The sequence below is a fragment of the Rhizobium redzepovicii genome (assembly GCF_019793435.1).
GTDB lineage: Bacteria > Pseudomonadota > Alphaproteobacteria > Rhizobiales > Rhizobiaceae > Rhizobium > Rhizobium redzepovicii.
Genome location: NZ_JAILYH010000014.1, coordinates 150994 through 163660, shown reverse-complemented (window position 1 = coordinate 163660; position 12667 = coordinate 150994). Strand labels below are relative to the sequence as shown.

12 protein-coding genes are annotated in these 12667 nt (G+C 61.6%); 8 read left to right on the top strand and 4 right to left on the bottom strand.

Features of this window, described 5'->3' with window-relative positions:
• Nucleotides 1-6 precede the first annotated feature (6 nt).
• From K6N12_RS22470 to K6N12_RS22455, 4 genes are all read left to right on the top strand, one after another.
• Complete coding sequence (locus tag K6N12_RS22470) at nt 7-816, top strand: transketolase (RefSeq protein ID WP_097628532.1); 810 nt, start codon at nt 7-9, stop codon at nt 814-816.
• The gene (locus K6N12_RS22465; RefSeq protein WP_097628533.1) at nt 816-1772 is read left to right on the top strand and encodes a transketolase family protein; all 957 of its coding nucleotides are present in this window, start codon (nt 816-818) and stop codon (nt 1770-1772) included. The genes K6N12_RS22470 and K6N12_RS22465 overlap by 1 nt, the downstream gene beginning before the upstream one ends.
• A 67-nt stretch (nt 1773-1839) precedes the next feature.
• Nucleotides 1840-3309, top strand: a complete 1470-nt coding sequence (locus K6N12_RS22460; RefSeq protein WP_131711023.1) for an FGGY family carbohydrate kinase — start codon at nt 1840-1842, stop codon at nt 3307-3309.
• Between the two features lie 21 nt (nt 3310-3330).
• Complete coding sequence (locus K6N12_RS22455) at nt 3331-4281, top strand: sugar-binding transcriptional regulator (protein ID WP_054182988.1); 951 nt, start codon at nt 3331-3333, stop codon at nt 4279-4281.
• 397 nt (nt 4282-4678) lie between these two features.
• Here K6N12_RS22455 and moaA read toward each other — a convergent pair whose 3' ends face one another.
• Nucleotides 4679-5725, bottom strand: a complete 1047-nt coding sequence (gene moaA / locus K6N12_RS22450) for a GTP 3',8-cyclase MoaA (RefSeq protein ID WP_131711022.1) — start codon at nt 5723-5725, stop codon at nt 4679-4681.
• Between the two features lie 176 nt (nt 5726-5901).
• Between moaA and K6N12_RS22445 the strand changes: the two genes are divergently transcribed.
• Nucleotides 5902-6276, top strand: coding sequence for a gamma-butyrobetaine hydroxylase family protein (locus K6N12_RS22445; RefSeq protein ID WP_054182994.1), 375 nt, complete (start codon nt 5902-5904; stop codon nt 6274-6276).
• A 30-nt stretch (nt 6277-6306) separates the two neighbouring features.
• Entirely contained in the window at nt 6307-7497 is a 1191-nt protein-coding gene (locus K6N12_RS22440; RefSeq protein ID WP_131711021.1) for a low temperature requirement protein A, read from the top strand.
• A gap of 3 nt (nt 7498-7500) precedes the next feature.
• Here K6N12_RS22440 and K6N12_RS22435 read toward each other — a convergent pair whose 3' ends face one another.
• Nucleotides 7501-7968 carry a MarR family winged helix-turn-helix transcriptional regulator gene (locus K6N12_RS22435; protein WP_097628537.1) on the bottom strand — a complete coding sequence of 156 codons (468 nt, stop codon included), beginning with the start codon at nt 7966-7968 and terminating at the stop codon, nt 7501-7503.
• 47 nt (nt 7969-8015) lie between these two features.
• Between K6N12_RS22435 and K6N12_RS22430 the strand changes: the two genes are divergently transcribed.
• Together K6N12_RS22430 and K6N12_RS22425 are read left to right on the top strand one after the other, a co-directional pair.
• On the top strand, nt 8016-8996 hold the full coding sequence (locus tag K6N12_RS22430) for an alpha/beta hydrolase (protein WP_222148973.1): 981 nt from the start codon (nt 8016-8018) through the stop codon (nt 8994-8996).
• A 37-nt stretch (nt 8997-9033) separates the two neighbouring features.
• On the top strand, nt 9034-9645 hold the full coding sequence (locus K6N12_RS22425; protein ID WP_097628539.1) for a pyridoxamine 5'-phosphate oxidase family protein: 612 nt from the start codon (nt 9034-9036) through the stop codon (nt 9643-9645).
• Nucleotides 9646-9669: 24 nt separating this feature from the next.
• On the opposite strand, the gene K6N12_RS22420 is transcribed toward K6N12_RS22425, so the two are convergent.
• Both K6N12_RS22420 and K6N12_RS22415 read right to left on the bottom strand, forming a co-directional pair.
• On the bottom strand, nt 9670-10737 hold the full coding sequence (locus K6N12_RS22420; RefSeq protein ID WP_097628540.1) for a GGDEF domain-containing protein: 1068 nt from the start codon (nt 10735-10737) through the stop codon (nt 9670-9672).
• A gap of 250 nt (nt 10738-10987) precedes the next feature.
• Nucleotides 10988-12595 (bottom strand): fumarate hydratase, encoded by a 1608-nt coding sequence (locus tag K6N12_RS22415; RefSeq protein WP_131711019.1) that lies wholly within the window; start codon nt 12593-12595, stop codon nt 10988-10990.
• Between the last annotated feature and the right edge of the window lie 72 nt (nt 12596-12667).

The window sequence follows — 12667 nt, the reverse complement described above, 5'->3', positions numbered from 1 at the left end:
GAACCCATGGATACGATAGAACTTGAGCGCATCGCCCGCGAGATCCGATTGCGCGATCTCCAGGCGGTCTTTGAAGCGGGCGCCGGCCATATTGGCGGGGAGATGTCGGTGATCGACATTTTGACGGCGCTCTATTTTCGTGTCCTGAATGTCTGGCCCGATCAGCCGAAACACCCCGACCGCGACAGGTTCGTCCTTTCAAAGGGACATACGGCATGCGCTCTCTATGTGACGCTCGCAAAACGCGGCTTCATTCCGGAGGAGGAGGTCTCCACCTTTCTGCAGCCGCATTCGAGGCTGAACGGGCATCCGAATTGCAACAAGGTTCCCGGCGTCGAAACCAATACCGGGCCGCTGGGCCACGGTCTTCCGGTGGCCGTCGGAATGGCGAAAGCCGCCAAACTCTCAGGCGCAAAATTTCATACCTATGTCGCCACCGGCGACGGTGAGATGCAGGAGGGTTCCAACTGGGAAGCTATCATGGCGGCCGCCCAGTTCAAACTCGACAACTTGACCCTGGTCATCGATCACAACAGGTTCCAGCAGGGTGCGGCGCTCGCCGAAACCAATGATCTCGCTCCGCTTCGCCCGAAGCTCGAGGCCTTCGATTGGGAGGTCACCGAGATCAACGGAAACGCCATGAGCGAAGTCGTTCCGGCTCTCGAACACCGGGGAGCAAGACCGCATTGCATCGTCGCCCATACCAACAAGGGCCATGGAATTTCGTTCATGCAGGACCGGGTCGACTGGCACCACAAGGTGCCGAGCAAGGAACAGTACGAAATCGCATTGGCAGAACTGTCGGAGGCACTGTAATGAACGCGTCAGTAAACCCACCCAAGCTCTATGATTGCCGCGACGCATTTGCCTCTACGCTTGAGCGGCTGGCAGCCGAAAACGACACGATCGTTGCCGTCTGCAACGACTCCGTCGGCTCTTCGAAGCTCGGCGGCTTCAAGGCGAAGTTTGGAGAGCGCCTCGTCAATGTTGGTATTGCCGAGCAGAACATGGTTGGCGTTGCAGCAGGCCTGGCCAACGGCGGACGTCTTCCATTCGTATGTGCCGCTGCTCCGTTTCTCACAGGGCGGTCGCTGGAGCAGATCAAGGCCGATATTTCCTACTCGAATGCCAACGTCAAGCTGGTGGGCATTTCTTCCGGAATGGCATATGGCGAACTCGGTCCGACACATCACTCGATCGAAGACTTCGCCTGGACGCGGGTCCTGCCCAACCTTCCGGTCATTGCGCCCTGTGACCGCATCGAAACCGCCGCTGCCGTTGCGTGGGCCGCGACCTATAACGGGCCCTGTTTCCTGCGTCTGTCGCGCGTTGGCGTGCCCGATCTGCTTCCGGAGGGTCACAGGTTCGAACTCGGCAAGGCAAATCTCCTTCGCCAAGGTTCCGACGTCACGCTTATCGCCAACGGCACTTTGACTCATCGCATTGTGAAGGCGGCCGAAATCCTCGCGGATCGCGGCATCAATGCCAGGGTTCTGAACCTTGCGACGGTTCGTCCAATCGACGAGGAGGCTATCATCGCCGCGGCTAGGGAAACCGGAGCGATCGTCACGGCCGAGGAGCATTCTATCTTCGGCGGGCTCGGTTCCGCGGTCGCCGAAGTGGTGGTCGACAATGCTCCAGTGCCGATGAAGCGTCTCGGCGTTCCTGGCATTTACGCCCCGACCGGTTCGGCAGAGTTCCTGCTCGACGAGTTCGGGATGGCGCCGGCTGCCATCGCCGACGCCGCGCAGTCGCTAATCAGGCGCAAATAATTGGGATCACGTGACCGGCGGGGACGCTTTTGTCGTCCCGGCGGTGACCTGATCCGGAGAGGATAGAATGCGGACAATTCTGGCAATCGACCAGGGCACGACCAATTCAAAGGCCGTTCTCGTTTCCGAAAAGGGAGAAATCGTCGGCAGAGGTTCGGCTCGCGTCGGCATCTCCTATCCGAAGCCGGGCTGGGTCGAACAGGACCCGCGCAGGCTCTACGCCTCGGTCTGCGAAGCAGTCGACGCCTGCCTGAAGGCCGCCGGCCCGGATGTGGTGATCGAGGCCGTGGCCATTTCCAACCAGCGTGAATCCGTCACTGCCTGGGACGCCGAAATGGGAGATGCGCTTGGACCGTTGGTCAGCTGGCAGTGCCGCCGAACGGCGCCCGATTGCGAACGACTCATTGCCGAGGGCCACCTCGACCGGGTGCAGGCGCTCACGGGCCTGCCCTTGGATCCGATGTTTCCGGGTTCCAAGTTTCGGTGGCTGCTCGACCGTGTTCCGGCCGGGCGATCGGTGCGACTGGGAACGGTGGACAGCTGGCTCGTCCACTGCCTGACCGGCGGGCGCCGGCATGTCTGCGACGCTTCGAATGCCGCCAGGAGCCAATTGTTCGATCTGCGGGAGCAGAGATGGAGCGAGGAGCTTGGCGAGATCTTCGGCGTCGATATCGCGCTCCTTCCCGAGGTGCTCGACAGTTCTGCCGATTTCGGTAGAACGCAGGGATTGCCGGGGGTGGCGGATGGCACGCCGATCATGGCCGCGATCGGCGACAGCCACGCTGCCCTGTTCGGGCACGGCGCTTTCAAGCCGGGCGACGGCAAGGTGACCTTCGGAACCGGCTCTTCCATTATGACGACGCTTGCGCAATATATTCCTCCACGCAACGGTGTCACAACCACCGTCGCGTGGCGTATCGGGGGAAAGCCGACCTTCGCTTTCGAAGGCAATATTCTGGTCTGCGCCGCCAGTCTTCCCTGGATGGCTGATATTCTTGGCCTTGCCGATGTGGCGGCGCTTGTCGAACTTGCGGAAAGTGCTGCGCCGGGCGGACCCGGGTTCGTGCCGGCATTCGTGGGACTGGGGGCGCCTTACTGGAATTCCGACGCCCGTGCCCTGTTCTCCCAGATCACCTTCAATACAACGCGGGCGCAAATGGCGCGGTCGGTCACCGATTCCATCGCCTTGCAGGTGCATGACGTGATCGCGGCCATGCGGGCGCAGAGCGGCGGTGCGCTCGGTGCGCTCTATGTGGATGGCGGACCGAGCCAGAACCGCTTCCTGATGCAATGTGTCTCCAACCTCATCGACCATCCCGTGATCCAATGCGAAGCACCCGAGGCATCGGCTTTGGGTGCTGCTTACCTGGCGGGACTGGCACTCGGCTTGTGGACCGATCTCCAGGTGGTCGCGAGGCTGCCGCGAAACACCCAAACCATAGAGCCGCAACCCATGGATCGAGCGGGGCTTCTCGATGCCTGGAATGATGCGCTCGCCCGCTCGACGTCCCGCGAAACACAGGCTAAAGGTGAATAAAAATTCACTCTGGGATTAGCAATGACTCGGCTCAACGAACTCCGCCTCATTTCAAGGGTCGCCCAGATGTACCACATCGAGGGGCGGCGGCAGGCCGAGATCGCACAGCACCTTCGCCTGTCGCAGGCGACGGTGTCGCGCATGCTCAAGCGTGCCGAGGCTGAAGATATCGTGCGAACCAGCGTCATCCCTCCCGTCGGCACCTACAGCGAACTCGAGAGCGCGCTTCGCGAGAAATACGATCTGCCGGAGGCGATCGTCGTCGAGTGCACGGAAGATCGGGACGGCGCCATCATGGCCCGCATTGGCGAGGCAGCGGCGCATCTCCTCGAGGTGACGCTTGCGCCGGGGGAGATCATCGGCGTTTCCAGCTGGAGCCAGACCATTTTCAAGATGGTCGAGAACATTCATCCGCAGAAGAGCGCTCAGGTGAAATATGTCGTCCAGACGCTTGGAGGCATGGGTGACCCTTCCGTGCAGACGCATGCCACGCAGCTGACCACGCGGCTTGCGCGCCTGACCGGCGCCGAGCCGAAACTGCTCCCGGTGCAGGGCGTGACGTCATCCCGAGAGGCAAAACTTCTGATGCAGGCCGATCCGTATGTTCGCGAGACGATGGACCTGTTCGGCAGCATAACGCTCGCGATCGTCGGAATCGGAGCCGTCGAACCGTCCGAACTTCTCGCACGGTCCGGCAACATCTTTTCATCTCGGGAACTCTCCGATCTTGCGGAAGCGGGCGCCGTCGGCGACATCTCGCTGCGCTTCTTCGATAAAAACGGCAAGCCGGTCAAGACGCCCCTGGACGACCGGGTCATAGGACTTCCGCTTGAGGATCTCGAGCGGGTGGAGCGGGTTATCGCTCTTGCTGGTGGATCGAAAAAGACCGACGCAATCGCCGGTGCGTTGCGCGTGGGGGTCATCGACATGCTTGTTACGGACAAGTTTACGGCGCAGCGATTGATCGACTGATTGATTGATGAGGTCGGAAGGATCCTGCCGCTCCGTCGTTTCTGGGCTTTTCAGGATGGTTGTGCCTGGGCGGGAGCGCCCGCCTCGTCCTTCGAGGCTTCGCCCTATGGGCTACACATCTCAGGATGGGGCTCTCTTGGGTGTTGGCACTTCAGGATGAGGGCTGATCGATGTGCCGTGCGTTCAATGGGCTGATTGGTGTGCTTTGCTCGTAACTTCGCTCGACGGCAGAAAATCTAGCGCAGGTATTAACCCACTCTCCGTCATTCCTGTGCTCGTCACAGGAATCCAGTGCGCCCAAGTCTTTGGGCGCGGGAAACCCTTCGCTTGGGCTCAGGGCGTTCGACGCTGCGATCGATTCACTGGATCGATCGCTCCCGCTTCGCGGGACCGCGTCTCACCCGCCGGTGACACTCATATGCCGCGCCACGGCCGGACGATTGTGGGTGCGGTCGATGATGAAATCATGGCCCTTCGGTTTGCGGGTGATGGCTTCGTCGATGGCAGCTTGGAGGAGGGCGTCGTCTTCGGTGGCGCGGAGTGCTGCGCGCAGATCGGCGGCGTCGTTCTGGCCGAGGCACATAAAGAGCGTGCCGGTGCAGGTGAGACGGACGCGGTTACAGCTCTCGCAGAAATTATGGGTCATCGGCGTGATGAAGCCGAGGCGCCCCCCGGTCTCCGTGACCCTGACGTAACGGGCCGGGCCGCCGGTCTGGTAGTCGATGTCGGTAAGCGTGAACTGCTTTTCCAGATCGGCGCGAAGCTCGGAGAGCGGCAGGTACTGGTCGGTGCGGTCCTCGTCGATCTCGCCCATCGGCATGGTTTCGATGACGGTGAGGTCCATGCCGCGGCCATGGGCGAAGCGCAGGAGTTCGGGCATCTCGGAGTCGTTGAAATCCTTGAGCGCCACGGCGTTGAGCTTGATCTTCAGCCCGGCCTTTTGAGCGGCATCGATGCCTTCCATGACCTTGGCGAAATCGCCCCAGCGGGTGATCTTGCGGAATTTGTCGGGGTCGAGCGTATCGAGCGAGACGTTGATGCGGCGCACGCCGCACTCATAAAGCTCCTCGGCATGGCGGGAGAGCTGCGAGCCGTTGGTGGTCAGCGTCAGCTCGTCGAGGCCGGAACCGATCTTTTCGCCGAGCTGGCGCACAAGATACATGATGTTCTTGCGCACCAGCGGCTCGCCGCCGGTCAGCCGGATTTTCCTCACGCCTTTGGTGATAAAGGCGGAACAGAGCCGGTCGAGCTCTTCCAGCGTCAACAGATCCTTCTTCGGCAGGAAGGTCATATTCTCCGCCATGCAATAGGTGCAGCGGAAATCGCAGCGATCGGTGACGGAGACGCGGAGATAGGTGACTGCCCGGCCGAAAGGGTCGATCATCGGATTTGCATCCGCCGTGAGCGGCGACGCGTTGCCTATCGTTCCGACTCTCGTATTCACCAATTCCTCCGCGAGCGAACCTGAAGCGCGCCAGACCTGCCTGTTTTCAAGCGATATCTTCCTATGTGTGCATATGTGATTGCGCCGTCAAGGGAAACGGATTTCGCACACGCTAATTTGCGCTTGCCTCGAAAAAGGCGAACGCCTACTGCTCCAGAGGAAAGAGGGTGATAGAGATGAGCGATATCTGGCCGAGCGAACTTCGCGTTTCGAAAGACCGGCAGAGGCTGGCGATAACCTTCGACGATGGCCAGAGCTTCGACCTGTCGGCCGAACTCTTGCGCGTGCTGTCGCCGTCGGCCGAGGTGCAGGGCCACGGGCCGGGGCAGCGGGTGACGGTGCCGGGCAAGCGCAACGTCGCGATCATCTCGATGACGCCGACCGGCAATTATGCCGTCAGGATCGGCTTCGACGACATGCACGATACCGGCATCTACACCTGGACCTATCTGCGCGAACTCGGCGAAAGGGGCGCCGAGCTGTTTTCGGCCTATGAGGATGAACTCAGGGAAAAGGGCATGAACCGCGACACGGCGGAAAAGCCGCGCTGAACTTCACATAACCAGCCATCGGGGGGCCATATGGCGAAAACGAACGGAAAGAACTGGCTGCGCGCCAAGGGGAGTGCGGCCGGCAGCAAGGTGACCTTCCTCGAACTGTTCTTCGACCTGGTCTTCGTCTTTTCGATCTCGCAGCTTTCGCATGCGCTTGCCGCCCATTATACGCCGCTCGGTGCTGCCGAAGCGGCGCTGATGACCTTTGCCGTCTGGTGGGTTTGGATTTTCACCGCCTGGGTGACCAACTGGCTCGATCCCGACAAGATGCCGGTGCGCGGCATGCTGGTGGCGCTGATGATGCTCGGGCTGCTGCTGTCGGCCTCCATTCCCGAGGCCTTCGGCGACAAAGGGCTGCTGTTTGCCGGCGCCTATGTGGCGATGCAGGTCGGACGCTCGTTGTTTACCACCTATGCAATGACGCGCGTCGACCGCGCCAATACGCTGAATTTCGTCCGCATCACCACCTGGCTCGTGGTGGCCGCCGTCTTCTGGATCGCCGGCGGGTTGCTGGAGCATGAAGCCCGGCTGATCGCCTGGGTGATCGCGCTGGCGATCGAATATATCGGGCCGGCCGCGGGCTTTGCCGTGCCCGGGCTCGGCCGCTCGAAGCCGAGCGACTGGGACGTTTCCGGCGCCCACATGGCCGAGCGCTGCGCGCTGTTCGTCATCATCTGCCTCGGCGAGGCGATCCTGGTTTCCGGCCGCACCTTTTCGGAGCTGCCGGTTTCGGGGCTGACCGGCATCGTCTTCGTCACCGGTTTCATCGGCACCGTCGCCATGTGGTGGCTTTATTTTCGCTTCGGCCATGGGCGCGCCGCCCATCGCATCGAGCATGAGGCGACGCCGGGGGCGTTGGCGCGGCTTGCCTTCACCTATGGGCATATCCCGATCCTGGCCGGCATCATCGTCCATGCGGTGGCCGTCGAGTTCATGTTCTCGCATCCGCATGAGACGGGCGATCTCGGCATCGCTGCGGCGGTGCTCGGCGGCTCCGGCCTGTTCCTCATCGGTAATCTCTGGTTCAAGGGCGCGACGAGCGGGCAGCTGCCGCTGTCGCATCTTGCCGGTCTGGTGCTGCTGATCCTGCTTGCCTTCGCGGCACCCTTCCTCGAAATCTATCTGCTGGGCATTCTGGCGACGCTGGTGCTGATCGTCGTCGCCGCCTGGGAATACCGCTCGCTGAGCGGTGCATCGCCGGCGCCGACGCTGCATTGATCATCAGTCGTCGTCGCTGAGATCCTTGAGCAGCGTGGCTATGATGCGCTCCATCGAGGTGGCCGTCGCCATGCATTGTTCGATCGGCTCGTCGGAGAGCGTGCGTTCGATAAGATCGGTCTGGATCGCCATCGCCGCCTCGGTCAGCCGGCGGCCCTCCGCAGTGAGATAAAGGCGCAGCACGCGTTTGTCGCGCGCGTCGCCGCGCCGCTCGATCAGCTCCCGTTTTTCCATCTGCGGCAAGAGCATGCTCATATTGGAGCGGCCAACCAACAGCTTGCGCGCCAGCTCCTGCTGCGAGATGCCTTCGAAACGGTAGAGATTGACGAGAATATCGAGGTGCGGCGGCTTGATATCGAGATCGGCCAGCGAGCGCGTCAGCGACTGCTGCATCAGCTGGCAGGCGCGCGCCACCGCGATCCAGCTGCGAAAACGCGGATGATCCCAGGGAAGGGATTGATTTTTGTTCATCGTTGTACTTTATTGTTCAGTGTTGAACAGTCTTTTGGATTCTCACTATGGCAAATTTTGCGCTTGAGGTCACCCGCCTGGGTTTTTCGGCTCTGCAGGCGATTTCGCCCGATCTGGCGGGCAGGGCGGCGTTCCGGCTGTTCTGCCGCACCCCTTCGCCGCGGCCGAAGGGAGCAAGGGCGAAGGCGGCGCATGCCGCGGGCGCGGCCCGGCTGGCAGGCGCCGAACGCTTCACTCTCAAGATCGCAGCCGGGGCGAAAGCGCATGCCTATCGGCTGAATGGCGGGGCGCTGGGAAAACGCCAGCGTTTGCTGGTGACACATGGCTGGGGCTCGAGCGCCGAATATATGGCTGAGGTGGTTTCGATGCTTGTGGCAACCGGCGCGGAGGTGGTGGCGCTCGATTTTCCCGGTCACGGGCGCGCCGGCGGGCGTTTCCTGCATATGGGCCTTGCGGTCGGAGCGATCGCCGCGGCCGAGCAGCGGTTCGGCGCCTTCGATGCGGTTATCGGCCATTCCTTCGGCGGTGCGGCGCTGATGGTGTCAGCGGCGGGCTTGCTGCCCGGGGTGGCGCCTGTTGCCTGCGAGCGGCTGGTGCTGATCGGCGCGCCAAGCGAGATGGCCGGGCTGTTTGTCGATTTCGGCCGGATGATCGGCCTTCACCCGGCCGCGCAAGCGGTGCTGGAGGATGAAGTCCATCGCGTCACCGGCCGGAGACTTGAGGAGTTCGAGGCGCGCGATACGCTGGGCGCAATCGGCCGGCCGGTGCTCGTCATCCATGCCGAGGACGACAAGGAGGTGCCGCCGACCCATGCCAGGCGCTATCAGGCTGCCGGGAAGGACGTCCGGCTGCTTTGGGCGAACGGCTTCGGCCATCGGCGCATCGTCGGCGCGGCGCCCGTCCTCGGCGCGATCGCGGCATTTCTCGACTGCGATGGGGGCGAAGAGGGTGTTTCCGACGAAAGCATCAAAAAAGATGCGGAGATCATTCCGTTTTTTGAGCTTCCGGCGCGGCGCGCGGCATTGTAGCGTCCGTCGCAACGATCAAGCCGCGGCGGGACGCCTCATGAAAATCATCAGCAGCATCGAAGAGCTCAATAGGATCTATGGCGCAGGCCTGTCGCAGGCCTCAGTCGACAAGGTGACCAAGCGGCTGACACCGCTCTATCGGGAGATGATCGAGACCTCGCCCTTCGCAGCACTTGCGACCGTCGGGCCGGAAGGGCTCGACTGTTCGCCGCGCGGCGATCTCGGCGGCGTGGTGCGCGTTGCAGATGACGAGACGCTGCATCTGCCGGACTGGCGCGGCAACAACCGCGTCGATTCGCTTTCCAATATCGTGCGTGATCCCAGGCTCGCGCTGATGTTCCTGATCCCTGGCTCGAACACGACGATGCGCATCAACGGCCGCGGCGTCGTCTCGGATGACGAGGCGTTGCTTGCAAGCTTCGAGATGGACGGCAAACATCCGCGCACCGTCATCGTCATCTCGATCGACGAGGTCTATTTCCAGTGCGCGCGCGCCGTGATGCGGGCCGAACTGTGGAATGCCGAACATTTCGCCGATCCTGCAAGGCTGCCCACGCCCGGCCAGATGCTGAAGGCCGCGGTCGGCGATTTCGACCAGGAAACCTACGACCGGGAATGGCCCGGCCGCGCGGCGAAGACGATGTGGTAAAACCGCCGCGGAGTGGAACGGCCGTCAGGTCTTGTAGATCAGCCAGCTCTTGGTGAAATCCTTCTGCATGCCGTCCTGATAGAGGATCGTGCAGTTGCGGCCGGCATTCTTGGCGCCGTAAAGGGCGATGTCGGTCTTGCTGTAGAGTTCGCCGGCATCCTCGGCGCTGGAGGCCATGCAGATGCCGATCGAGACGGTGATCGGCCCGTAGTTGACCCGCGTGCGGGAATTCTTGAACGGGGTCGTTTCCAGCGTGCGGCGGATGCGCTCGGCGATTGCCGTGATTTCCTCGGGCGTATTGCCGTCGATGATGAGGGCGAATTCCTCGCCGCCGGCACGGGCGACGAAGACATCGCGCCGGACGTTGCTGCGGATGACGGAGGCGACGGTGGCAAGGATCTTGTCGCCGACGGGATGGCCGTAGGTGTCGTTGATCTTCTTGAAGTTGTCGATGTCGGCGAGCAGCAGGGCCGTCACGGGCCGCATGCCGGGATTGTTGAAAACGGCGGCGAGGCGCTCGTCGAAGGCGCGGCGGTTGGAAAGGCGCGTCAGCGAATCGGTGTTGGCGATGCGTTTGTATTCGTCCAGTTCCTTGCGGACCTGGTCCATCTCCTGCGAGCGTTGGACGACGTCCTCGACGGTGCGTTCGCCGTGCGCCATGGTGTCGCCGGTCGCCTGGCTCAAAAGTTCGATGGCGTTTTCGATCAGCTCGACGCTGGCATTGCTCTTGGAGGTGATGCGCTTATGGGTCTCGCCGAGCAGCCTGGTATAGCTTTCGAGCGAACTCTGCTCCTGTTTCAGGATCCGCAGCAGGCCGTCGAGTTCGCCTGATATGCGGGTATGGGCGTCATCGACGACGCGGACCGGGCTGCTGGTGAAATATTGCGCGCCAAGCGCGTCAAGTTCGGCCTGCGTCGCCTGGCTGCCGAGCGCGGAAAGCTCGCGGGTGAGCGCCGGATTGGAACCGATATAGGCCTCGTAGAAGAGTTCGTAATTGCGCGGTATCGGCGCAACGCCCATCGAGCGCATGGCATAGGTGATCTGGCCCGCAACATCGGGAACCTGCACCTTGGGCGCGACAGCCGTATTCATCCGGCGAACTCCTCATATATTCAAAGGCAATATTCTATTTGGTAGCTTAAATTTCTTGGGAAAAGATTAAAGCGATATATACCAAATACTACATACGACAATTGCCCCATGGGTCAATACTTCTTGCAGGCCTATGATTCTGCACGGAAAAACGTATCTTTGGCGAGACAGTGCATACTCATTGTGTGAGAACGCTGTCTGAAAAACTTACAGTTATTCTCTGCCGGAGATCGTCTTCGACTTGTCGATATCAGCCCAGGTTCAATTCCTGGAAGAAATCATTGCCCTTATCGTCGATGACGATGAAGGCGGGAAAGTCTTCGACGTCGATCTTCCACACCGCTTCCATGCCGAGTTCGGGATATTCGAAGACTTCGACCTTACGGATGCAGTCCTGGGCGAGGCGGGCGGCAGGGCCGCCGATCGAGCCGAGGTAGAAGCCGCCGTGTTTCTTGCAGGCCTCGCGCACCGCCCGTGACCGGTTGCCCTTGGCGAGCATCACCATCGAGCCGCCGAAGGACTGGAACTGGTCGACGTAACTGTCCATGCGGCCGGCCGTCGTCGGGCCGAAGGAGCCGGAGGCGTAGCCGGCGGGCGTCTTGGCCGGACCGGCGTAGTAGACCGGATGGTTTTTCAGGTAATCGGGCATGCCTTCGCCCTTTTCCAGCCGCTCGCGGATCTTGGCATGCGCCAGGTCGCGGGCGACGATGATCGTGCCTGTCAAGGACAGGCGCGTCTTGACCGGATGTCGCGACAGTTCGGCAAGCACCTCGGCCATCGGCCGGTTGAGATCGATACGCACAGTCGATTCCGACAGCTTCGCCTCATCGATCTCGGGCATGTATTTCGACGGATCGGTTTCGAGCTGCTCGATGAAGATGCCGTCGCGGGTGATTTTGCCCTTGGCCTGGCGGTCAGCGGAACAGGAGACGCCGAGGCCGATCGGCAGCGAAGCGCCATGGCGGGGCAGGCGGATGACACGCACATCATGACAGAAATACTTGCCGCCGAACTGGGCGCCGACGCCCATCTGCTGCGTCAGTCTGTGGATTTCCTTCTCCATCTCGAGATCGCGGAAGGCGTGGCCGCTTTCCGAACCTTCGGTCGGCAGCTCGTCGAGATAGCGGGTCGAGGCGAGCTTGACGGTCTTCAGGTTCATCTCGGCCGAGGTGCCGCCGATGACGATCGCTAGATGATAGGGCGGACAGGCTGCCGTCCCTAATGTCAGGATCTTCTCCTTAAGGAAGTCGATCATCCGGTCATGCGTCAAAAGCGAGGGCGTGCCCTGGTACAGAAAGGTCTTGTTGGCCGAGCCGCCGCCCTTGGCGACGAAGAGGAATTCATAGGCGTCGGTCCCTTCCTCGTAGATGTCGATCTGCGCCGGCAGGTTATTGCGGGTGTTCTTCTCCTCGAACATTTTCACCGGCGCGAGCTGCGAATAACGCAGGTTCTTCTTCTCATAGGCATCCATGACGCCGCGGGCGAGGGCGGCGCCATCGCCGCCTTCGGTCCAGACCCTGCGACCCTTCTTGCCCATGATGATCGCCGTGCCGGTATCCTGGCACATCGGCAACACGCCGCCGGCAGCAATATTGGCATTCTTCAGGAGGTCGTAGGCGACGAAGCGGTCATTGTCGGTCGCCTCGGGGTCGTCGAGGATCGAGGCGAGCTGCTTCAGATGGCCGGGGCGCAGCAGGTGGTTGATGTCGGCAAAGGCCGTTTCGGCGAGCAGGCGGATGCCTTCCGGCTCGACGGTCAGGATGTCTTGGCCCTTGAAGCTATCGACCGACACATGATCGCTACTGATCTTGCGATAGGGCGTGGTGTCCTTGCCGAGCGGGAAGAGATCGTCAGCCATCGAAGTGACCTTTCTGGTGGGCGCGTCGCTAAAATTGGAACCGATCTAAATCCCCTGTCGGGCAAAAGCAAT